Raw genomic sequence first — 21,976 nt, forward strand, 5'->3', positions numbered from 1 at the left:
TGCAAAATCAGCGAACAGGTTTGGTCACCTGAATTTTCACACTTGTGTGGCATCATTCGGCCGCAGACAGTTTGTTTACCTGTCTGCGTCGTAATGGCGGCTGTGCGCGGGGCGCCTTCGGGCGAACCGTTTTGTGTGGATGTCGGTTGACCAAGCCTGCGCACAGTCCGCCTCCTATCGTTTGGTCACGGTGCTGGAGGTCCATGAAATGACATTTTCGAGTACATCCGCATGCCGACGATCAATGCTTTAAGCGACCGCTACCGCGCCATCAAAAGCGCCGTCACCGAAACCTCACCCCTGGTGATCGACACCCAGGCCGACCCACAAGACATCCTAGAAGCCGCCCTGCAACGTATCCGTGCGTCCAGCGACCTGCTGGAAACCCTGCACATCCACTCGTTCAGAAACGGTGACGGCCAGGACATTCCGCACCTCACCCATGCCCTGTACCTGCTGACCCAGGATGGCTGCGACCTGTTGCGGGTTGCGCAACAGCGCTTGTTGCGCTGGAAGCCTGCCGCCTGAACTTCACCCGAGTTCCACGGCGCAGGAAGCTCCGAGCGCCGTGGTCCGACTAAAGTCGCCTACACCCCGTAACAGCCAACTGCCATCATTGCACCTCACCCCGCGTGTCTTTTTCTCCTGGTCAGTTCCTGTCCGGGATGAAGCTATTTATTGGCCTGCGCCTTGCGCAAACGCTGCACAGTTGGAGCTTTTTCATGCGTCCCCCTTTTCAAATGATTACCGCGCGCCAGGCATTTGGCTTCGGCGTCCTGGCCCTGTGCGCGAGTTTTACCGGCCAGGTGCGCGCCAGCGGTTTCATCGACGACACCACGGCGAAAATCGAATCACGCACGGTGTATTTCAATCGTGATTTTCGGGATGGGCACACGTCCACGGAGCAGGGGGCGTCCAAGCGCGAAGAGTCGGCACAGGGTTTCATTTTCAACCTGCAATCGGGTTACACCGAAGGCTCGGTGGGCGTTGGTATCGATGCGCTGGGCATGCTGGGCATCAAGCTCGATTCCAGCGCTGACAGCAGCAACAGTGGCTTGCTGCCGTCCACCGGGCACAACCCACGTGGGTCCGAGGACCAGTACGCCAAGCTCGGTCTGACCGCCAAGGTGCGGGTGTCCCAGAGCGTGTTGAAGTACGGCGCGCTGTTGCCGGATGTGCCGCTGCTCAAGTACAACGACGGCCGCCTGCTGCCGACGATGTTCAACGGTGCGCAACTGACCTCCAGGGAGATCAAGGACCTGACGTTCATGGCGGCGCGCCTGGACAAGTACACCGCCCGGGATTCCACCGATGCCCAGGACATCCGCGTGCACTGCAAGAACAAGCGCTACGCGTGCAACGTTACTGCCGATCATTTCGATATGTATGGTTTTGACTACAAGATCAATGACCAACTGACGGCCCAGTATCACTACGCGGAACTGGAAGACATCTACCGCCAGCATTTTGTGGGTGTGGTGGCCAGTCAGCCGTTGGGTGAGGGCGTGCTCAAGGCTGATGTGCGCCTGCTCAAGAGTGCCGACAGCGGCGCCGAGCGCGCGGGTTCCATCGACAACCGAGCCTTGAGCGGCATGCTGGCCTACGCCATCAGTGGGCACACCTTCAGCGCCGGTTGGCAGCGCATGAACGGCGACAATTCGATGCCGTACCTGGATGGCACCAACCCGTACCTGGTCAACTATGTGCAGGTCAACGACTTCGCTGCCGCCCAGGAGCGTTCGTGGCAGCTGCGTTATGACTATGACTTCAAGGCCATTGGCCTCAATGGTTTGAGCTTCCTGACCCGATATGTAAACGGTGATCACATCAAGGTGCTGGGCAGCGACCAGGAAGGCAAGGAATGGGAACGCGACAGCGAGCTGAAATACGTGGTGCAGAGTGGCACATTCAAGGATGTGAGCCTGCGATTGCGTAATGCCACCTATCGCACTAGCTACGAGAAGTTTGCCCGGGATGTGGATGAGACCCGGTTGATCATCAGCTACAACTTTTCGGTTTTGTAGGACCGAAAGGCCGCCGCACCCTGTAGGAGCGAGCATGCTCGCGATGGTCGTTAACGATGACGTGGGCTGTCTGAATGCCCGCGGTGTCTGGGCCACCATCGCGAGCATGCTCGCTCCTACAGTAGTCGTTGTTGGAATGCAGATGTGTGCATGGCACCAAAACCCTGTAGGAGCGAGCATGCTCGCGATGGTCGTTAACGATGACGTGGGCTGTCTGAATGCCCGCGGTGTCTGGGCCACCATCGCGAGCATGCTCGCTCCTACAGTAGTCGTTGTTGGAATGCAGATGGGTGCATGGCACCAAAACCCTGTAGGAGCGAGCATGCTCGCGATGGTCGTTAACGATGACGTGGGCTGTCTGAATGCCCGCGGTGTCTGGGCCACCATCGCGAGCATGCTCGCTCCTACAGTAGTCGTTGTTGGAATGCAGATGGGTGCATGGCACCAAAACCCTGTAGGAGCGAGCATGCTCGCGATGGTCGTTAACGATGACGTGGGCTGTCTGAATGCCCGCGGTGTCTGGGCCACCATCGCGAGCATGCTCGCTCTTACAGTAGTCGTTGTTGGAATGCAGATATGTGCATGGCACCAAAACCCTGTGGGAGCGAGCTTGCTCGCGATGAGGCCGGCACATCCAACATTTTTAGTGCCTGACACGCCGCCATCGCGGGCAAGCCCGCTCCTACAGTAGTCTTTGTTGGAATGCAGATGTGTGCATGGCACCAAAACCCTGTAGGAGCGAGCATGCTCGCGATGGTCGTTAACGATGACGTGGGCTGTCTGAATGCCCGCGGTGTCTGGGCCACCATCGCGAGCATGCTCGCTCCTACAGTAGTCGTTGTTGGAATGCAGATGTGTGCATGGCACCAAAACCCTGTAGGAGCGAGCATGCTCGCGATGGTCGTTAACGATGACGTGGGCTGTCTGAATGCCCGCGGTGTCTGGGCCACCATCGCGAGCATGCTCGCTCCTACAGTAGTCGTTGTTGGAATGCAGATATGTGCATGGCACCAAAAACCTGTAGGAGCGAGCATGCTCGCGATGAGGTCGGCACATCCAACATTTTTGGTGCCTGACACGCCACCATCGCGAGCATGCTCGCTCCTACAGTAGTCGTTGTTGGAATGCAGATGTGTGCATGGCACCAAACCCTGTGGGGCGGTGGCGGGGCACGGATGTGTGCATGACACTAGAGCCTGTAGGAACGATCATTGCCCCAACTGCCGCCGAAACGGCAAGTCCGGCCCGGTCTTGCTGCAGGTCAGCGCTGCGGCCTGCACGGCAAACTTGAGCATCGCGTCGATCTGCTCACGCGCCAGTTGCTGTACACCTTGCACCGAATCCAAACGCTGTTCGGTCAGCCATGTGATCAATGCCGCCTGGAAGGTGTCGCCTGCGCCCACGGTGTCAGCGATTTTCACGGGGGTGGCCGGCACGGACCATGCGCCGTGCTGGCGACTGAACACTGTCGCCCCCTCACCGCCGCGTGTCAGGAACACCACCTGGCAACGATGCTGCAACCAGCCCTCGATCACCTGTGTCGGGTCCTGTTCGGGGTAAAGCAGGTGCAAATCCTCATCGCTGACTTTGATCAAATCCGCCAGTTGCACCAGCGTCGCCACCCGTGAGCGCCACAGTTCGATATCCGGCTGCGGATTGAGCCGCACGTTCGGGTCGAGGCTGATCAGGCGTTTGCCGCGTTCGCGTTGCACCAGCGCCAACAGGGTGTCGGCAATCGGCTGTACGACCAACGAGTAAGAGCCGACGTGCAAGCCGCGCACTTCAGGGCCGAGGTCCGGCAGGTGTTCGACCTGCAACTGCCGGTCCGCACAGCCTTCGCCACGGAAGCTGTATTGTGGCGAGCCATTGGCGCCGACGGCCACCATGGCCAGGGTGGTCGGCGCGGCGAACTCCAGCAGGTAATCGGTGCGCACGCCTTCGGTCTGTAACACCTTGAACAGCCGTCGGCCGAGATAGTCCGTGGACAGCCCGGCGAACAATGCCGAGTCCACGCCCAGCCGGCGCAAGCCAACCGCGACGTTGAAGGGCGAACCGCCAGCAATGGCCTTGAAATTTACGTTGGACGCCAGGCCACTGGCGTCCTCTTCACTGAAGAAATCAAACAGCGCTTCGCCACACACCAGATACATGGTTGTTCACTCTTCAAAGGGTTGCGACATGCTGTCGATAGCGTTCATAGGCCTGCTGGCTGGCCGCGACGTTGGCGGCAATCGGCAAGGTTTCGCTGGCCGGGTCGAGTGTCACGCAACGCTCGCACAGTTGCGCCAGGCTGTCTTCCCGACCGTTTGCCCGCGACGTGCACCACGCGGCCTGGATGGCCGCGCCCAGGGCAGCAGCTTCGCCGTGGACGGTGCCGATCACGGGTGTGTTCATGATGTCGGCGACGATCTGCCGCCACACCGGGCTTTTCGAGCCGCCGCCAATCAAGCGGATGCTGTGGCTTTGCAAGCCATTGTCACGCAAAAGGTCCAACCCGTAACGCAAACCGAAGGTGGTGCCTTCGACCACCGCGCGGCACAGGTTGGCCCGGGTCAGGTTGGTCATGGACAAGCCTTGAAGGCTGCCGGTGGCGTGGGGCAGGGCGGGCACGCGTTCGCCGTTGAGGAACGGCAGCATGCTCACGCCCTCGGCGCCGATGGGCGCTTGCGCCACCAGGGCGTTGAACTGGGCGATGTCGAGGTCGAGCAGTTCGCGAATCGTCCCAGTGGCGTTGGTCAGGTTCATGGTGCAGATCAACGGCAGCCAGCCGCCGCTGGACGAGCAGAACGTCGCCACGGCGGCGTCCGGGCTGACCTGCGGCTGATCCGCGTAGGCGTAAACGGTGCCGGACGAACCCAGGCTCATGGTGATGATGCCCGGTTGGATGTTACCCGTGCCGATGGCGCCCATCATATTGTCGCCGCCACCGCTGGACACCACTGCCCACGGGTTGAGGCCGAGCTGTTCGGCGATCTCCGGCAGCAGCGGGCCGACCGGTTGGTGGGCTTCGATCAGCTCGGGCAGCGCCGCCTCCAGGCGTCCGTCCGGGTCGATGTCGCGCAACAGCTCAACGTCCCATTGGCGGGTGCGCACGTTGAAATAACCGGTGCCCGAGGCATCGCCATATTCGGCGCAACTGCGCCCGGTGAGCCAAAAATTGAGGTAGTCGTGGGGCAGCAGGATGTGGGCGATGCGCGCGAACACGTCGGGATGGTGCTGCTTGGTCCATAGCAACTTGGACACCGTGTAGCCCGGCGCGATGACCACGCCCAATCGCTCCAGCGAGCCTTGCTCGCCGCCCAGGTAGGCCAGCAGGCGGTCGTTCTCCGGGGTGGTCTCGGTGTCGCACCACAGCTTGGCCGGGCGCAGGACCTGACCCTGGTCGTCGAGCAGTACCAGGCCGTGTTGCTGGCCGGACACGCCAACGCCCTGGATGGTCCTGCCGTCGACATTGGCGGCGGCCAGCGCCTGGCGGGTGGCTGACTTGAAGGCGTCGATCCACTGCGCGGTGTCCTGCTCGCGGCGGCCGTTGGCAGCGGTGATCAAGGTGTGCGGGGCAGCGCCTTCACCCAGGACCTGGCCACTGGCGGCGTCGAGGATGATGGCCTTGGTGCCCTGGGTGCCGCAGTCGATGCCGAGGTAGAGGTGTTGGGTGGGCATGGGTGGGTCCTGTCAAGGTTCAAGTTATGGGATGTCTCTACTGGCGCTATCGCGAGCAAGCTCGCTCCTACAGCGATGACGGCGGCACAGTCACCGCCGCATTCAAGCCAATACCCGCTCCAGCGTCGCCGAAACCCCCACCTCCCGCAAACTGTTGCAGCACCACTCGAACGCCGCCACAAACTCTGCCGAACGCGGGATCGCGGTGCCAAAAATTTCTTCGACCGCCAGCAACCGCTGGGTCATCAACGTATCATCAGCCACCAGCGCCTGACAAAACGCCGCCCGTGGGTCCGGGATCGTGTAGGTCGCGCCATGCTCATCGACCCCTTTCAGATACAACGCCCAAGCCGCCACCACCAGCGCCGCGCGTTGGGTCTCCCGGCCATCGGCTATCAATCGATTGATGGTCGGCACGGTGAACTTGGGAAACTTCGACGAGCCGTCCGAGCATACCCGCTCCAACTGATCGGCAATCGCCTGATTGGAAAAGCGCTCGACCAGCGTGTTCTTGTAATCCTCCAGGTCGATGCCCGGCACTGGCGACAGTTGTGGGGTGACGTCCAGGTCCATGTATGCGCGCATGTAGCGCACGAAGAGCGGGTCGTTCATGGTCTCGTGAACGAAGCGGTAACCCTTCAGGAAGCCCAGGTAGGTCAGTGCCAGATGGCTGCCGTTGAGCAGCTTGATCTTCATTTCTTCGTAGGGCGTTACATCATCGGTGAACTGCACGCCGACCTGTTCCCAGGCGGGGCGTCCGTTGACGAACTTGTCTTCCAGCACCCACTGCACGAAGGGTTCGCAGACCACCGGCCAGGCATCGTCAACGCCGTGTTTGTCAGCCAGTTGCAGGCGGTGGGCGGTGCTGGTCATCGGTGTGATGCGGTCGACCATGGCGTTGGGGAAGCTCACGTGCTCGGCAATCCAGTCGCGCAGATCGGCATCGCTCAATGCTGCAAAGGCGAGCAGCGCCTTACGGGTAACGGCGCCGTTGTGCGGCAGGTTATCGCAGGACATCAGGGTGAACGCCGGGATGCCGTTGGCGCGGCGTTTGGCCAGGGCGGCGCAGAGGAAGCCGAACACGGTGGTCGGCGCGTTCGGGTGCGCCAGGTCGTGCTGGATCTGCGGCAGGTGAGCCATGAATTCGCCGTTGCTGTCGTCGATGCAGTAGCCGCCTTCGGTGATGGTCAGCGAGACGATGCGGATCTCGGGGCTGGCCAGTTTGTCGATCAGCGCCTGCGCGCCGTCTTCAGCCAGCAACATGTCGCGGATCGCGCCGATCACCCGAACTTCGGTGTCGTCGCTGTCGCCGAGCTCAAACAGGGTGAACAGGTAATCCTGTTCCTTGAGGTCATCGCGGGCGCGGCGGTCTTCGGTACGCAGGCCGACGCCGCAGATCGCCCAGTCCAGGTCAACGCCTGTGTTCATCAAGGCGTCGGTGTAATAGGCCTGATGGGCACGATGGAAACCGCCGACGCCGATGTGGGCGATGCCTTGGCGAACGTCGCTCAGGCTGTACGCCGGCAGGACCACTTCAGGTGCGAGGTTGTGCAGGTTCTGGGTATTGAGTTTCATCGCAAATTCTCGGGAATCAGGCGGCGACGCGCAGTGGACGGGCCAGCGCCACGCCGTTGGCATCGAATAAATGGCAGTGCTCGGCGTCCAGGTGCAGGCGCAGGGTTTCGCCGTAGCGGCTGGCCAGGTCGCCGCGTACGCGCAGGGTCAACGCTTCACCGGACGCGGTGCGCACGTGGCAGAAGGTGTCGCTGCCCAGGCGTTCGCTGACGTCGGCGGTGACGTGCAGGGTGCAATCGCCAGGTTTGGCCAGTTCCAGGTGCTCCGGACGAATGCCCAGGGTCACCTCGTCGCCAACACTCAGATGGGCGCCGCTCAGCGGCAGGCTGACGTGGGTGCCGGCTGCCAGTGCAACTTCGCAACCCTGGCTGTCGATGCGCGTGACCCTGCCCTTGAGGAAACCCATTTTCGGCGTGCCCAGAAAACCTGCGACGAACAGGTTGGCCGGGTGGTGATAGAGGTCCAGCGGCGAGCCCACCTGCTCGATCCTGCCACCGTTGAGCACCACGACCTTGTCGGCCATGGTCATGGCTTCCACCTGGTCATGGGTCACGTAGATCATGGTGGCTTGCAGGTCCTTGTGCAGGCGCAGCAGCTCGAGGCGCATCTGCACGCGCAGGGCGGCGTCGAGGTTGGACAGCGGTTCGTCGAACAGGAAGATCTTCGGGTTGCGCACGATGGCCCGGCCGATCGCCACGCGCTGGCGCTGACCGCCCGACAGTTGCTTGGGCTTGCGCTCCAGCATCGGCCCCAGTTCGAGGATGCGCGCCGCTTCGGCGACTTTCTTCTCGACTTCGGCCTTGGGCACGCCGGCCAGGTCCAGGGCGAACGACATGTTTTTGCGCACGCTCATGTGCGGGTACAGGGCGTAGGTCTGGAACACCATGGCCAGGTCGCGCTTGGCCGGGCTGACTTCGGTGATGTTGCGGCCATCGAGTTCGATGGTGCCGCCGCTGACCTCTTCCAGGCCGGCGATCAGGCGCAGCAGGGTGGACTTGCCACAGCCCGAAGGGCCGACGAAGACCACGAACTCCTTGTCGTTCACCTCAAGGTCAATGCCCTTGATGATGGAAAAGCCTTCGAAACCTTTTTGCAGGTTTTTGATTTTCAGGTTGGCCATGGGGTTGGGCCTCCTCATGCATTATGACTTTTCTGTAGGAGCGAGCATGCTCGCGATGGACTTCAGGACACCGTGGGGTGTCAGGCTGCCAGCGTCATCGTTGGCGACCATCGCGAGCGTGCTCGCTCCTACAGGGGATGGGGTTGATTCACTTGACTGCACCAAAGGAAAGCCCTCGCACCAATTGCTTCTGACTGATCCAGCCAAAAATCAGGATCGGCGCGCAAGCCAGGGTCGAGACGGCGGACAACTTGGCCCAGAACAAACCCTCCGGGCTTGAGTAGGAGGCGATCAGGGCGGTCAGGGGGGCGGCTTTCGACGAAGTCAGGTTCAGCGACCAGAAGGCCTCGTTCCAGCACAGGATCAGCGACAGCAGCACGGTGGAGGCCAGGCCGCCCTTGGCGATCGGCAGCAGCACCCGCAGCATTTCCTGAGCCAGGGTGGCGCCGTCCAGGCGAGCGGCTTCGAGGATGTCCTTGGGGATGTCCTTGAAGTAGGTGTACACCATCCAGACCACGATCGGCAGGTTGATCAGCGTGTAGATGATGATCAGCGCGATGCGCGTATCCAGCAGGCCAAAACTCTTGGCCAGCAGGTAAATGGGCATCAGTACGCCCACCGGCGGCAGCATCTTGGTGGAGAGCATCCACAGCAGCGTGCCTTTGGTGCGCTGGGTTTCGTAGAACGCCATGGAGTAGGCCGCCGGCACCGCGATCAGCAGGCACAGGGCGGTGGCGCTGAAGGAAATCACCACCGAGTTCCAGGCGAAGCTGAAGTAATCGCTGCGTTCGTTGATGTGCAGGTAGTTCTCCAGCGTCGGCGTGAAGATGAATTGCGGCGGCGTGGCGAACGCGTCGATTTCGGTCTTGAAGCTGGTCAGCACCATCCAGAAGATCGGGAAGAAAATCAGGATCGCGATGGCCCAGGCCAGGGTGCCCAGCAGCAGGCTTTGCAGGCGACGGGATTGTTGAAGGGTCATGGCGCGGGCCTCAGGCTTTGTCTGTCAGGTTTTTGCCGATCATGCGCACCAGCACGATGGCCGCGATGTTGGCGATGACCACGGCGATCAGGCCGCCAGCCGACGCCATGCCGACGTCGAACTGCACCAGCGCCTGGTTGTAGATCAGGTAGGCGAGGTTGGTCGAGGCATAGCCGGGACCGCCGTTGGTGGTGGTGAAGATCTCGGCGAACACCGACAGCAGGAAGATGGTCTCGATCATCACCACCACCGCAATCGGACGCGCCAGGTGCGGCAGGGTCAGGTGCCAGAAAATCGCGATGGGCCCGGCACCGTCCAGGCGTGCGGCTTCTTTCTGTTCCTGGTCGAGGGACTGCATGGCGGTCATCAGGATCAGGATCGCGAACGGTAGCCATTGCCACGAGACAATGATGATGATCGACAGCAGCGGGTAGTGCGCCAGCCAGTCCACCGGCTGGGCGCCGAACAGCTTCCAGACGTAGGCGAGGATCCCCGACACCGGGTGGAAAATCAGGTTTTTCCAGATCAGGGCGCCGACGGTGGGCATGATGAAAAACGGCGAGATCAGCATCACCCGCACAATGCCTCGCCCGAGGAAATCGGTGGCTTCGAGCAGGGCGCTGATCAGTACCCCCAGCACCACGCTGATCAGCAGCACGCTGCCCACCAGCAACAGGGTGTTGGTGGCGCCGGGCATGAACCCCGAGTCGGTGAGGAAGTAGGTGAAGTTCTCGATGCCCACGAACTCGTTTTCGCCGGGGTAGAGCAGGTTGTAGCGGATCATCGAGAAATACACGGTCATGCCCAGCGGCACGATCATCCACAGCAGCAACAACGCCACCGAGGGGCTGACCAGAAACCAGCCGGGGTTGGCCAGCCGGTTTTTGCGCACCGGCTGGGGGATGTCCATTTGGGCTTTGGCGGTTGAGGTGTTCATGGTGTTAGCACCTAGTCATACAGACCTGAGGAGATCCAACTGTGGGAGCGGGCTTGCCCGCGATGGCGGTGTGTCAGAGACATCTTTGTTGGCTGACACACCCTCATCGCGGGCAAGCCCGCTCCCACAGGGTGGGTAGAGGTGTGGCGGCTACTTGGGATAACCCGCGCGCTTCATCTCGCGCTCGGTGGTTTGCTGGGCCGCGGCCAAGGCCTGGTCGACCGTGCTCTGGCCGATCAACGCTGCCGAGAACAGCTTGCCCACCTGGGTGCCCACTGCCTGGAACTCGGGGATGGTCACCAACTGGATGCCGATGTAAGGCACCGGGCGTGCACCGGGTTGGGCAGGGTCTGCGGCCTTGAGCGATTCCAGCGTAACCTTGGCGAACGGCGCTGCGTTCATGTAGTCGTCGCTGTAGGTCGAGGCGCGGGTGCCCGGTGGGACGTTGGCGATGCCGTCGGTTTTCGCCACCAGCGCGCCGTACTCTTTGGAGGTCGCCCAGGCGCTGAAGGTTTTGGCGGCGTCCTTGGCCTTGGAGCTGGTAGGGATTGCCAGGGCCCAGGAGTACAACCACGCCGAGCCTTTATCAGTGGTTTCGTGCGGCGCGTAGGTGAAACCGACGTGGTCGCTGACCTTGCTCTGGGTCTTGTCGGTGACGAACGAGCCGGCGACGCTGGCGTCGACCCAGATCGCGCACTTGCCGCTGTTGAACAACGCGAGGTTTTCGTTGAAGCCGTTGCTCGACGCACCCGGCGGGCCGGATTTTTTCATGGTGTCGACGTAGAAGTTCAGCGCGTTCTTCCACTCGGGACCGTTGAATTCCGGCTGCCATTTTTCATCGAACCAGCGTGCTCCATAAGCATTGGCGACCGTGGTGATCAGCGCCATGTTCTCGCCCCAGCCGGCCTTGCCGCGCAGGCAGATGCCGTACTGTTCCTTGTCCTTGTGGGTGAGTTTGCCGGCGAATTCGGCGATCTGGGTCCAGGTCGGCCGCTCGGGCATGGTGAGGCCGGCGTCCTTGAACAGATCGGTGCGGTAATAGGTGATCGAGCTCTCGGCGTAGAAAGGCAGTGCATACAGCGAACCCTTCACTGAAAGGCCTTCGCGCACGGAAGGGAACACGTCGTCCAGGTCGTAGGAAGCGGGCAGATCCTTCATCGGTTCCAACCAACCCTTGGCGCCCCACAGTGCCGCTTCGTACATGCCGATGGTCAACACGTCGAACTGACCGCCCTGGGTGGCGATGTCGGTGGTCAGGCGCTGGCGCAGGACGTTTTCTTCCAGCACCACCCAATTGAGCTTGATGTCCGGGTGCTCGGCCTCGAAGGTCTTCGAGAGCTTTTGCATGCGGATCATGTCGCTGTTGTTGACGGTGGCGATGGTCAGCGTCTGGGCGCCGAGGCTGACGCTGCTGAGGGTCATGCAGGTGAGGGCGAGCAGAGCTTTTACAGAAGGTTGCATCGTGCACTCCTTTTCTGCACCCGGCGGGTCGCAGAAGGACAGTTATTGTTTTTGTGTCTTCCATCGATGGAAGAGGTGCGCTGATTACAGCCTTCAACGGGCGATGAGACAAATCGTTCATCGCACGTTGACTGATACTTTTTTGCACTGGATAGCTGGCCACTGTGGGAGCGGGCAAGCCCGCTCCCACAGAGAACCTTGAGTCAGCCCAGATTCTGCTCGGTCAGGCGCTGCACCACCAACCGCCGATAGTGCGATGGGGTCATGCCCTTGAGCTGCTGGAAGCGCCGATTGAAGTTGGAAATGTTGTTGAACCCCGACTCAAAGCACACATCCGTCACTGGCTTATCACCATCGGCCAGCAACTCGCAGGACTTGCTGATGCGCAGCCGATTGACGAATTCGATGAAGTTGCGGCCGGTGGCTTGTTTGAACACGCGGCTGAAGTAGGTCGGCTTCATGCCCAGGTGCTCGGCGACTTCCTCCAACGGGAGCTCGCGGGCGTAGTGGGCGAATATGTAGTCCACCGCGCGGTTGGTGCGGTCGACGTTGTGCTCGTCCGCCAGTTGCGGCGTGGTCGCTCCGGACAGTAACTGGTAATCGTCGCAGCTGGCGAGCAGCTCCAGCAGGATGAAAAAATGCCCCAGGCGGGTCACGCCCTGAGTATCGGCAATGCGCTGCATCAAGGTCATGGCCTGGCGGATGGTGTGCTTGGCGCGAAACTCGATGCCGTACTGCGCGCGCTCCAGCAACGGTGCGAGGGTCTTGAGTTCGGCAAACACCTGGTGGCCGCTCTCGAACAGTTCGTCGGTGAAGTTGACCAGCATGTCGCGCTTGGGCACCACCTCATCTTCGGCCACCTGGCTGATCCAGTTATGAGGCAGGTTGGGGCCGGTGAGAAACAGCGTTTGAGGGTGGAAGTTGCCGATGTAGTCGCCAATGAACACCTTGCCGGAGCTGGCAACGATCAGGTGCAGTTCGTACTCCTTGTGGAAATGCCAGCGCACCAGCGGGCAGGGGAAGCCATGCTGGCGATAAATGATGGACAAACCGTTGTGGTCGTCCATCAGTTCGTAGGAAGGGTCGGTCACTCGGGCGGTTCGGGTCATGTCGAGGCGCTTTTTTTATTTTCGCCTACCGATCATGCCTCTTTCGTGCCGCTTAATGCCAGCCTGGTTCAGCTGTCTTGCCGGGCGACGGCCTTCATGCTGCTGGCGCTCCAGCAGTATTGGACGATCTTCGATTCGTCGAAAAAGTCGACATTGATCAGGCTGCAACGGGTCACCCAGTCGCCAGCGGTATTAAACCAGTCGTTGATTTCATCCTTCAGCGGCAGAGGCCCGCGCAGCAGCGAATAACCGGTGGCCGAGAGCGACCACAGGAAGGTTTCATTCGATAGGTTTTGCAGGGTCGTGCCGATGTGGCGCCTGAGTTCATCGGTACTGGTGAATAAGCTGTCCAACCATTTATGCGGGATTCGCGGCCAGAAATGCGAGCCGTTGACACCGGGTAATGGTGGCGCCGACATGACGATCCGTCGAAGCGAACTGTCGGCCTTGAGCTGCCCAATGGTTTTCCAGGCGTCCATGGCGAGCACGCAACGCGAGCCGAGCCGACTCATCAGTGTTTCGCCGAGTTTGCGCGAGTCGAACGGTTGGTCGTCGCCCAGTTCGTGGAAGTCCAGGACGATGAACTCATGCTCATGGCGATCGATGAATGCCAGCACGGCATCGATCAGTTCGTCCAGCCGCCGATGGGATTCAAAACCGCGGTGATGAAAGTAAAAGACCGGTTGACCGTCGTCCTCCCGGTAGCCCAGGCGCAAATCGAATGCGCGGATGCCGTTCGCCAGTTGGAAGGCGAACGAATCGTTCTGGCACGTGGTCCAGGTGCCGACGATCACATCGTAGTTGGGGGCCTTCTTGTCCATGCCGGCATTGTGGGCACAGGGCCAGACGATGTCGGTGAGTTTGAGGGTATCGACCTCGAGGATGGTGCTCATCCAGGTGCGTTTGTTCATCAGCGTACATTCCTTGTGGCTGAATGGGGTTTATCTGTGAGTGTCAGGTATAAGGACAGAAAAACAGAAAACCAATCCCGACCTTGCTACTGAACGTTGCGGTTCTTCGCCTCGATCCACTGCGCCATGTACTGGGTGCTCTTGTGCTGGTGATGACGCAGCATGCTGCCGGTGAAATTGTCCCGGCGAATGTCTGCCAGGTGTTGCCGGCACTCGGACAGCCTTTGGATCAAGGCCGGACCGTGGACGGACTGCCGGTAACGCTCGGTCAACAGTGACAATCCCTGTGCCTGGGCCCTCTGCCAAAGGGCCTGGTCGGTGTACAACTTCACGGCCTGATCGGCGAACTCGCGGGCCGTTCGGGTAATCGCCCCGGGCCAGTCGGCCTCGCCGTGCATGCCTTCGGCGCCGATCGGCGTGGTGACGTTAGGCGTGCCGCAGAGCATCGCGTCGAGGTTCTTGCCCTTGATGCCCGCACCAAAGCGCAGCGGGGCCAGCAACACCCGCGCGGCGCTCATCACCTGCAAGGCATCTTCGGCCCAGTTCATCACGTGGAAACCCTGGGCCGCGTTATGCAGCGCCGTGGCCTTGGGCGGCGTGTAGGCGCCATAAATATGCAGTTGCGCCGTGGGCAACTGCTGGCGGATCAGCGGCCAAACGGTGTTTTTGAGCCACAGCACCGCATCCCAGTTGGGCGCATGGCGAAAGTTGCCGATGCTCAGGAAGTTTGCCCGCGCTTCAAATGGGGCTGGCGCGGCGCTCGGTGGTTCGACCATCAACGGGCACCCGTGCAGGAGGCTGCGCGGCACCTTGAACTGCTCGACCAGCAGCTCGATTTCCACTTCGGAGATCATCAGGTTCAAGTCGCAACGGTACAGCGCCGCTATTTCCCGCTTGGCCAGGTCCGTATCGGCCATCAGTTCGAATTCTTCGCGCAACGCCGGGGCAAACAAGGCGCTGAAGTCGTTGTCATCGTCACTGGCCTTCAGACGGTCCTTGAGCCGTTGATGCCGGGCGTGGCGAAGGCTTTGCAGGTCCTGGGTGGCCAATACGCGTAGCGCCTCGGGGCAGTGTTTTTCCACGCGCCAGCCGAACTGCTCTTCCATCATGAATTGCTCGAACAGCACGATGTCCGGCGCCAGGTCGCTGACGAAGGCATCAAAACTGCTGTTGTTCAATTCGATCGGCACTTCGCGGATGCCCAGCACGGTCAGGTCTTCCTGATGCTCGCCCGCGCCTGCGGGGCTGCTGAACGTCACGTCCCAGCCTTGTTGCAGGAACGTCCCGAGCAGTTGCATGACATAGCCGCCCGCCGCCGAAGACTTGGGTTCGGGCCAGACATAGCCAATGACCAGGATTCTGGTGGCGCGGGGCTGATTCATGCGGGAAATTCCTTGAAGCGCGGGAGGGGGGAGAGCCGGGGCGACATTAAATAATGACTGAGGTGGTTCCCGGCGGGCACAGGTCTCCATCAGCCCTGATTAAGAATGCCTTTGACCTTGTCGCGCAGTTGGTCGATGGAGAACGGCTTGCCGATGACATGCATGTCGGCGGGCGCATCGATGTTCTCGGCGTAGCCGCTGGCGAAAAGCACCGGCAGCAGGGGACGCGCCATGCGTGCCTGAGTGGCCAGTTCCCGGCCATCCATGCCGGGCAAGCCGAAGTCGGTCATCATCAGGTGGATGTCCTGGGAGCTGTCGTTGAGAAACGCCAGGGCCTGCTCGCCGCCGTCGGCCTCCAAAACCTTGAACTCCAGCTCTTCCAGGACATCTACGATCAGCATGCGCACGATGTCGTCGTCTTCGACGACCAGGATGGTGGATTGTTCGGCGGACATAAAGGGGCTCTCAGAGGTTGAAGGTACTGTGTCCAGTCGATAAGAAGTGCCGGACTCTTGCATGAGTAAGTCACGAAGCCCTACTAGTTCCCAATGGACCTGGAAAAAGAATAGCTGCGCATGCGCGGACAAGGATAACGCGCTCTGCCCGGCGGGCGCAGTGCAATGTAGGATTTTGCGCACAAAAACGTCAGAAAAATGGATCCATGTGGCGCATTTGGGGCAAAATCCCCGTTTTCCAATATTCCAACAGACGACAAGGCCCACCCATGACCACAGCGTCTTCGGTTGATGAACAACGCTTTCGTAAACTGCTGAGCCGTAATATCAGCCTGCCCTTGGGCGTCGGCGCGCTCAGCGCGATATTTTTCGTAGTCTTGATCACCTATCTGTTGTCAGTGATTCAGTGGGTGGAGCACACCGACCGAGTGATCAATAACGCCAATGAAGCGGTGAAACTTACCGTTGACCAGGAAACCGGCATGCGCGGCTTTCTGCTGGGTGGCGACGAGAAATTCCTCGAACCCTACGAAACGGCCAAACCAAGACTGGCGGTGACCATTGATACGCTATTGGAACTGACCGCGGACAACCCGGTACAGACCGATCGCCTGCACCAGATCCAGGCGCTGCAGAAGGAGTGGGGGGCGTACGCCCAGAACCTGATCGACCTGCAACGCTCCTCCGGGGATTATCGCAGTGCGGTCAAGGCGGGTCGCGGCAAACGCCTGACCGACGAGGTGCGCAAACAGTTCGAGGACGTCGTGGCCACCGAGCAGCAATTGCGCGCCTCGCGCAATGCCGATGTGCGCCGCACGACGATCTGGAGCATCAGCCTCTATCTGGTGTTCATCTTCGCCATCAGCGCCTTGCTGGCGTACATCGGTCGGCGCGATCTGCTCAATCTGTCGCAAAATTATGCGGCCAACCTGGCGGCACAGCACGCCAGCGCCCAGCGCCTGGAAAAACAGGCGTGGCTGCGCAATGGCCAGACCGAACTGGCCGAGCAGGTGCTGGGGCAGTTGTCGCTCAATCTACTGGGTCGCAACATTCTGCAGTTCTGTGCGCAATACCTGGGCACAGCCGTCGCGGCGCTTTACGTGCGTGAAGAACACGGCGGGCTCAAACGCATCGCGACGTACGGTTTTTCCCGTGAGCAGGAAGCCCTGGAACAGCACATTTACAGCGACGAAGGCATTGTCGGCCAGGTGGCGCAACAGGCGCGTTTGATTCGTCTGGACTCGGTGCCGCAGGATTATTTCAAAGTCAGCTCGGGCCTTGGCGAAGGCCTGCCGCACAGCGTGTTGGTGGTGCCGACCAGCGATGATAAACGCGTCAACGGCGTGATCGAGCTCGGCTTCCTGCGCCCGCTGGACGACCGCGACGTTGAATTGCTTGAACTGATCGCCGGCAATATCGGCACGTCCATCGAGGCGGCGCGCTATCGCCAGCGCTTGCAGGAAGTGCTGGCTGAAACCCAGCAGCTCAATGAAGAGTTGCAAGTCCAGCAGGAAGAACTCAAGACCGCCAACGAAGAGCTGGAAGAACAGTCGCGGGTGCTCAAGGAATCCCAGGCTCACCTGGAAACCCAGCAGGTTGAGCTTGAGCAGACCAACGAACAGCTCGCCGAACAGGCGCAGACCCTGGCCGACCAGCGCGACGCCATGGACCTGAAGAACAGTGAACTCAACCAGGCGCAGGCGCAATTGGAAGAGCGTGCCGAAGAACTACAGCGTTCGAGCAAGTACAAGTCCGAATTCCTCGCCAACATGTCCCACGAACTGCGCACGCCGCTCAACAGTTCGTTGATCCTGGCCAAGCTGCTGGCGGAAAACCCCCAGGAAAACCTTAGCGCCGAACAGGTCAAGTTCGCGGAGTCGATCTATTCGGCCGGCAATGATCTGCTCAACTTGATCAATGACATTCTCGACATTTCCAAGGTCGAGGCCGGCAAGTTGGAAGTGCGCCCGGAAACCACCAGCGTCGCGCGCCTGGTGGACGGTTTGCGCAGCATGTTCGAGCCGATGGCGGCAGACAAGCGACTGGAGTTCCGGATCGACGTCCAGCCGGGCTCGCCGACGACGATCTTCACCGACCGCCAGCGCCTGGAGCAAGTGATCAAGAACCTGTTGTCCAACGCGGTGAAGTTCACCGAGCAGGGCTCGGTCAGCCTGACGGTTGCCAGTCAGCCCCACGACGGCATCGCGTTTGTCGTGCGCGATTCCGGGATCGGCATTGCTGCCGATCAGCAGGAGAGCATTTTCGAGGCGTTCCGTCAGGCCGATGGCACCACCAATCGCCGTTATGGCGGTACGGGGCTGGGCCTGTCGATTTCCCGTGACCTTGCGGCGCTGCTGGGCGGCTCCATCAGTGTCACCAGTGCGCCGGGGCAGGGCAGTGTCTTCACCCTGGTGCTGCCGCAGGAGTATGTGGAATCGGGAGATGCTCCAGCGACGCCATTGCGGGTTGCACCGGTGGCGAGCATGCCGAGCGCGCCGGCCGCCCTGCCGGCAGCACGGGTTACCGAGGTGCAGATTCCGCGTTTTGAGGACGACCGCACCATGGCGCCCTTCAAGACCCGCTGTATTCTGGTGGTGGAAGACGAGCCGAACTTCGCGCACATCCTCTATGACCTGGCGCACGAACTGGGCTATCAGTGCCTGGTCGCCCATGGCGCCGACGAAGGTTACGAGCTGGCAAGCGATTTCATCCCCGACGCCATCCTGCTCGACATGCGCCTGCCGGACCATTCCGGCTTGACGGTGTTGCAGCGCCTGAAGGAAAACGCCGAGACGCGGCATATTCCGGTGCACGTGATTTCGGTCGAGGACCGCGTCGAGGCCGCCATGCACATGGGCGCCATCGGGTATGCGGTCAAGCCCACCACCCGCGAAGAGCTCAAGGACGTGTTTGGCCGCCTCGAAGCCAAGCTGACCCAGAAGGTCAAGCGCGTGCTGCTGGTGGAGGACGACGATCTGCAACGCGACAGCATCGCCCGATTGATCGGCGATGATGACATCGAGATCACCGCCGTGGGCCTGGCCCAGGACGCGCTGGATCTGCTGCGCACGCACATTTACGACTGCATGATCATCGACCTGAAGTTACCGGACATGCTCGGCAATGACCTGCTCAAGCGCATGTCCACCGAGGAAATCTGTTCCTTCCCGCCGGTCATCGTCTACACCGGGCGCAACCTGACCCGTGACGAAGAGGCCGAGCTGCGCAAATATTCACGCTCGATCATCATCAAGGGCGCGCGCTCCCCGGAGCGCCTGCTGGACGAGGTCACACTCTTTCTGCACAAAGTCGAATCCAAGTTGTCCCATGAGCGCCAGACGATGCTCAAGACCGCGCGCAGCCGCGACAAGGTCTTCGAGGGTCGCAAGGTGCTGCTGGTGGACGACGATGTTCGCAACATCTTCGCCCTGACCAGCGCGCTGGAGCACAAGGGCGCCGTGGTGGTCATTGGCCGCAACGGTCGCGAAGCGATCGAGAAACTCAACGAAGTCGAGGACATCGATCTGGTGTTGATGGACGTGATGATGCCGGAGATGGACGGGTTCGAGGCCACCAGCCTGATCCGCCAGGATCCGCGCTGGCGCAAGCTGCCGATCATCGCAGTGACCGCCAAGGCCATGAAGGACGATCAGGAGCGCTGCCTGCAGGCGGGCGCCAACGATTACCTCGCCAAGCCCATTGACCTGGACCGCCTCTTCTCTCTGATTCGCGTGTGGTTACCGAAGATGGAACGCATTTAGTGGAACGTACGTATTCAATGGAGCACAACAGCGAAATCGAGCTGCGGCTGTTGATCGAGGCGATTTACCTCAAATACAGCTACGATTTTCGTGACTATTCCGGGGCGTCGATCAAGCGTCGGGTGTTGCATGCGCTGAACCAGTTCGAATGCGCGACCATTTCGGCGCTGCAAGAGAAGGTGCTGCACGATCCCACGGCTTTCATGCAGTTGCTGCAACTGCTGACGATCCCGGTCAGCGAGATGTTCCGCGACCCTTCGCACTTCCTGGCCATTCGCCGGGAAGTGGTGCCGCTGCTCAGGACCTACCCCTCGATCAAGATCTGGATCGCGGGGTGCAGCACCGGCGAAGAGGTGTATTCGATGGCCATCCTGCTGCGCGAGGAAGGTTTGCTGGAGCGCACTATCATCTATGCCACCGACATCAATCCGCGCTCGCTGGAGAAGGCCAAACAGGGGATTTTCTCCATGGAAAATGTCCGCGCCTACACGCATAACTACCAGAAGGCCGGTGGCCAGCGCTCGTTTGCTGACTATTACACCGCCGCCTATGGCTACGCGATTTTCGACAAGAGTCTGTGTGAGAACGTGACCTTCGCCGACCACAGCCTGGCGACGGACAGCGTGTTCTCGGAAACCCAGTTAATTTCATGCCGTAACGTACTGATTTATTTCAATAAAAAACTACAGGATCGGGCCTTCGGGCTGTTCCATGAATCCTTGTGCCATCGGGGATTCCTGGTGTTGGGCAGCAAGGAAACCCCGGACTTTTCCAGCTTCGGCAACCAATTCGAGCCGTTGGTGAAACAAGAACGGATCTACCGTAAATCATGAGCCAGGCTGCGGATTTACCTCGGGTAGAGGCCATCGTGATCGGCGCGTCGGCCGGTGGTGTGGAAGCGTTGATGGGGCTTCTCGGCCCTTTGCGTCAAGGCTTCACACTGCCGATCATCGTTGTCCTGCACCTGCCGGACGAGCGCCGCAGCCAGTTGGCCGAGGTGTTCGCCCGCCGCGTGGCGATGCGTGTCGAAGAGGCGGGTGACAAGAGTCCCGTCGAGGCGGGCACCCTGTATTTCGCGACGCCCGGCTATCATTTGTCGATAGAACAGGACCGCAGCTTCTCCCTGAGCCTGGAAGACCGTGTGCATTACTCGCGCCCGGCCATCGACTTTTTATTCGAGTCGGCGGCGGATGCCTACGGCCCGTCCCTGGCGGCGGTGCTGCTGACGGGTGCCAACCGCGATGGCGCCAAGGGCTTGGCGCAGGTCCAGCGACAGGGTGGCCTGACCATCGTTCAAGACCCGACCGAGGCGCAGGTCGCGACCATGCCCCTGGCCGCGCTGGACACTCACCAGCCTGATCACATTCTCCCCATCCACGGCATTGGCCGTCTGCTTGCCGAGCTGGAACGAATCGCATGTTAAGTAATATCCAAACCAAGCTGCTGATCGTCGACGATCTGCCGGAAAACCTGTTGGCGCTCGAAGCGCTGATCAAGCGCGAAGATCGCGTGGTGTACAAGGCGCTGTCTGCTGACGAGGCCCTGTCGTTATTGCTGCAACACGAATTCGCGATGGCCATCCTCGACGTACAGATGCCCGGCATGAACGGCTTCGAACTGGCCGAGTTGATGCGTGGCACGGAGAAAACCAAGCACATCCCGATTGTGTTCGTCAGTGCCGCAGGCCGCGAGCTGAACTACGCGTTCAAGGGCTACGAAAGCGGGGCGGTGGACTTCCTTCACAAGCCGTTGGATATCCACGCGGTCAAGAGCAAGGTCAATGTCTTCGTCGAGCTCTACCGCCAGAGCAAGGCCATGCAGCGACAGGTCGAAGCCTTGGAGCAGAGCCGCCGCGAACAGGAAGCGCTGCTTAAGGAGTTGCAGAGCACGCAGTTGGAATTACAGCAGGCGGTCCGCATGCGCGATGACTTCATGTCGATTGTTGCCCACGAAGTGCGCACGCCACTCAACGGCCTGATCCTGGAAACCCAGCTACGCAAGATGCACCTGGCCCGGGATAACGCTGCGGCGTTTACCCTGGACAAGATGCACGCGATGGTTGATCGCGACGAACGGCAAATCAAGAGCCTGATCCGCCTGATCGAAGACATGCTGGATGTGTCACGGATACGTACTGGCAAGCTGTCGATACGACCGTCACGCTTCGACCTTTCGGTGCTGGTTCGCAACTTGTTACAGAATTTCATGCCGCAGATCGATGCCGCCGAATGCACGGTTTCCCTGGACGCTGAGCAGCCAGTGGTGGGTAATTGGGACGAATTTCGTATCGAGCAGGTGATTTCCAACCTGCTGACCAACGCCTTGCGTTACGGTGCCAAGGGCCCGATCGACGTGAAGGTGTACAGTGAGCAGGATCAGGCACGGGTGGAAGTGCGCGATTTTGGCATCGGCATTGGTGAGGAAAACCAGAAGCGCATTTTCCAGCAGTTCGAACGGGTGACCGCCAAGCACGCGGTCGCCGGGCTGGGCCTGGGGTTGTTTATTTCAGAACAGATCGTGACCGCCCATGGCGGCACCATAACCGTCGACAGCCGGATTGGCGAAGGCGCCCTGTTTCGCGTTTGTCTGCCGCTGTAGGAAA

Annotated in this window: 18 protein-coding genes; 7 read left to right on the forward strand and 11 right to left on the reverse strand. The window is 60.6% G+C overall.

The window, feature by feature from the left end:
• Positions 1 to 231: 231 nt before the first annotated feature.
• From AB4N64_RS07465 to AB4N64_RS07475, 3 genes are all read left to right on the forward strand, one after another.
• On the forward strand, positions 232 to 528 hold the full coding sequence (locus AB4N64_RS07465; RefSeq protein ID WP_460123612.1) for a hypothetical protein: 297 nt from the start codon (positions 232 to 234) through the stop codon (positions 526 to 528).
• Positions 529 to 722: 194 nt separating this feature from the next.
• Positions 723 to 2,024 (forward strand): OprD family porin, encoded by a 1,302-nt coding sequence (locus AB4N64_RS07470; RefSeq protein WP_460123615.1) that lies wholly within the window; start codon positions 723 to 725, stop codon positions 2,022 to 2,024.
• Positions 2,025 to 2,058: 34 nt separating this feature from the next.
• Positions 2,059 to 2,715 carry a hypothetical protein gene (locus tag AB4N64_RS07475; RefSeq protein ID WP_460123618.1) on the forward strand — a complete coding sequence of 219 codons (657 nt, stop codon included), beginning with the start codon at positions 2,059 to 2,061 and terminating at the stop codon, positions 2,713 to 2,715.
• A 517-nt stretch (positions 2,716 to 3,232) separates the two neighbouring features.
• Here AB4N64_RS07475 and AB4N64_RS07480 read toward each other — a convergent pair.
• The 11 genes from AB4N64_RS07480 to AB4N64_RS07530 all read right to left on the reverse strand — a co-directional run bounded on the left by AB4N64_RS07480 (position 3,233) and on the right by AB4N64_RS07530 (position 15,613).
• Complete coding sequence (locus AB4N64_RS07480) at positions 3,233 to 4,174, reverse strand: carbohydrate kinase family protein (protein WP_460123621.1); 942 nt, start codon at positions 4,172 to 4,174, stop codon at positions 3,233 to 3,235.
• Positions 4,175 to 4,187: 13 nt separating this feature from the next.
• Complete coding sequence (gene xylB, locus AB4N64_RS07485; protein ID WP_460123623.1) at positions 4,188 to 5,684, reverse strand: xylulokinase; 1,497 nt, start codon at positions 5,682 to 5,684, stop codon at positions 4,188 to 4,190.
• Positions 5,685 to 5,786: 102 nt separating this feature from the next.
• Positions 5,787 to 7,259, reverse strand: coding sequence for a mannitol dehydrogenase family protein (locus AB4N64_RS07490; protein WP_460123626.1), 1,473 nt, complete (start codon positions 7,257 to 7,259; stop codon positions 5,787 to 5,789).
• Positions 7,260 to 7,275: 16 nt separating this feature from the next.
• Positions 7,276 to 8,379, reverse strand: coding sequence for an ABC transporter ATP-binding protein (locus AB4N64_RS07495; protein WP_460123629.1), 1,104 nt, complete (start codon positions 8,377 to 8,379; stop codon positions 7,276 to 7,278).
• 148 nt (positions 8,380 to 8,527) lie between these two features.
• Positions 8,528 to 9,358: a carbohydrate ABC transporter permease gene (locus tag AB4N64_RS07500; protein ID WP_460123632.1), complete on the reverse strand. Its 831-nt coding sequence runs from the start codon at positions 9,356 to 9,358 to the stop codon at positions 8,528 to 8,530.
• Between the two features lie 10 nt (positions 9,359 to 9,368).
• The gene (locus AB4N64_RS07505) at positions 9,369 to 10,295 is read right to left on the reverse strand and encodes a carbohydrate ABC transporter permease (protein ID WP_460123635.1); all 927 of its coding nucleotides are present in this window, start codon (positions 10,293 to 10,295) and stop codon (positions 9,369 to 9,371) included.
• Between the two features lie 150 nt (positions 10,296 to 10,445).
• A complete protein-coding gene (locus AB4N64_RS07510) occupies positions 10,446 to 11,756 on the reverse strand; it encodes an ABC transporter substrate-binding protein (RefSeq protein WP_460123638.1) in 1,311 nt (436 codons plus the stop codon).
• A gap of 203 nt (positions 11,757 to 11,959) precedes the next feature.
• Positions 11,960 to 12,865, reverse strand: a complete 906-nt coding sequence (locus AB4N64_RS07515) for a helix-turn-helix domain-containing protein (RefSeq protein WP_460123641.1) — start codon at positions 12,863 to 12,865, stop codon at positions 11,960 to 11,962.
• 68 nt (positions 12,866 to 12,933) lie between these two features.
• The gene (locus tag AB4N64_RS07520; RefSeq protein WP_460123644.1) at positions 12,934 to 13,776 is read right to left on the reverse strand and encodes a phospholipase; all 843 of its coding nucleotides are present in this window, start codon (positions 13,774 to 13,776) and stop codon (positions 12,934 to 12,936) included.
• A gap of 86 nt (positions 13,777 to 13,862) precedes the next feature.
• Positions 13,863 to 15,158: a glycosyltransferase gene (locus tag AB4N64_RS07525; RefSeq protein ID WP_460123647.1), complete on the reverse strand. Its 1,296-nt coding sequence runs from the start codon at positions 15,156 to 15,158 to the stop codon at positions 13,863 to 13,865.
• An 89-nt stretch (positions 15,159 to 15,247) separates the two neighbouring features.
• A complete protein-coding gene (locus AB4N64_RS07530; protein WP_460123650.1) occupies positions 15,248 to 15,613 on the reverse strand; it encodes a response regulator in 366 nt (121 codons plus the stop codon).
• A 269-nt stretch (positions 15,614 to 15,882) separates the two neighbouring features.
• Here AB4N64_RS07530 and AB4N64_RS07535 point away from each other — a divergent pair, with 269 nt between their 5' ends.
• The 4 genes from AB4N64_RS07535 to AB4N64_RS07550 are packed head-to-tail and all read left to right on the forward strand — an operon-like array spanning position 15,883 to position 21,972.
• A complete protein-coding gene (locus tag AB4N64_RS07535) occupies positions 15,883 to 19,374 on the forward strand; it encodes a response regulator (protein ID WP_460123652.1) in 3,492 nt (1,163 codons plus the stop codon).
• 17 nt (positions 19,375 to 19,391) lie between these two features.
• Positions 19,392 to 20,207 (forward strand): CheR family methyltransferase, encoded by an 816-nt coding sequence (locus tag AB4N64_RS07540; protein ID WP_460126657.1) that lies wholly within the window; start codon positions 19,392 to 19,394, stop codon positions 20,205 to 20,207.
• A complete protein-coding gene (locus AB4N64_RS07545; protein ID WP_460123655.1) occupies positions 20,204 to 20,797 on the forward strand; it encodes a chemotaxis protein CheB in 594 nt (197 codons plus the stop codon). Before AB4N64_RS07540 ends, AB4N64_RS07545 begins: the two co-directional genes overlap by 4 nt.
• Positions 20,791 to 21,972: a hybrid sensor histidine kinase/response regulator gene (locus AB4N64_RS07550; RefSeq protein ID WP_460123658.1), complete on the forward strand. Its 1,182-nt coding sequence runs from the start codon at positions 20,791 to 20,793 to the stop codon at positions 21,970 to 21,972. The genes AB4N64_RS07545 and AB4N64_RS07550 overlap by 7 nt, the downstream gene beginning before the upstream one ends.
• Positions 21,973 to 21,976 lie beyond the last annotated feature (4 nt).

Source organism: Pseudomonas sp. S2_C03, assembly GCF_054668405.1.

Coding starts and splice junctions, on each gene's coding strand:
- AB4N64_RS07465 (WP_460123612.1), top strand. CDS start 232: ATGCCGACGATCAATGCTTTAAGCGACCGCTACCGCGCCATCAAAAGC.
- AB4N64_RS07470 (WP_460123615.1), top strand. CDS start 723: ATGCGTCCCCCTTTTCAAATGATTACCGCGCGCCAGGCATTTGGCTTC.
- AB4N64_RS07475 (WP_460123618.1), top strand. CDS start 2,059: ATGCTCGCGATGGTCGTTAACGATGACGTGGGCTGTCTGAATGCCCGC.
- AB4N64_RS07480 (WP_460123621.1), bottom strand. CDS start 4,174: ATGTATCTGGTGTGTGGCGAAGCGCTGTTTGATTTCTTCAGTGAAGAG.
- xylB (WP_460123623.1), bottom strand. CDS start 5,684: ATGCCCACCCAACACCTCTACCTCGGCATCGACTGCGGCACCCAGGGC.
- AB4N64_RS07490 (WP_460123626.1), bottom strand. CDS start 7,259: ATGAAACTCAATACCCAGAACCTGCACAACCTCGCACCTGAAGTGGTC.
- AB4N64_RS07495 (WP_460123629.1), bottom strand. CDS start 8,379: ATGGCCAACCTGAAAATCAAAAACCTGCAAAAAGGTTTCGAAGGCTTT.
- AB4N64_RS07500 (WP_460123632.1), bottom strand. CDS start 9,358: ATGACCCTTCAACAATCCCGTCGCCTGCAAAGCCTGCTGCTGGGCACC.
- AB4N64_RS07505 (WP_460123635.1), bottom strand. CDS start 10,295: ATGAACACCTCAACCGCCAAAGCCCAAATGGACATCCCCCAGCCGGTG.
- AB4N64_RS07510 (WP_460123638.1), bottom strand. CDS start 11,756: ATGCAACCTTCTGTAAAAGCTCTGCTCGCCCTCACCTGCATGACCCTC.
- AB4N64_RS07515 (WP_460123641.1), bottom strand. CDS start 12,865: ATGACCCGAACCGCCCGAGTGACCGACCCTTCCTACGAACTGATGGAC.
- AB4N64_RS07520 (WP_460123644.1), bottom strand. CDS start 13,776: ATGAACAAACGCACCTGGATGAGCACCATCCTCGAGGTCGATACCCTC.
- AB4N64_RS07525 (WP_460123647.1), bottom strand. CDS start 15,158: ATGAATCAGCCCCGCGCCACCAGAATCCTGGTCATTGGCTATGTCTGG.
- AB4N64_RS07530 (WP_460123650.1), bottom strand. CDS start 15,613: ATGTCCGCCGAACAATCCACCATCCTGGTCGTCGAAGACGACGACATC.
- AB4N64_RS07535 (WP_460123652.1), top strand. CDS start 15,883: ATGACCACAGCGTCTTCGGTTGATGAACAACGCTTTCGTAAACTGCTG.
- AB4N64_RS07540 (WP_460126657.1), top strand. CDS start 19,392: ATGGAGCACAACAGCGAAATCGAGCTGCGGCTGTTGATCGAGGCGATT.
- AB4N64_RS07545 (WP_460123655.1), top strand. CDS start 20,204: ATGAGCCAGGCTGCGGATTTACCTCGGGTAGAGGCCATCGTGATCGGC.
- AB4N64_RS07550 (WP_460123658.1), top strand. CDS start 20,791: ATGTTAAGTAATATCCAAACCAAGCTGCTGATCGTCGACGATCTGCCG.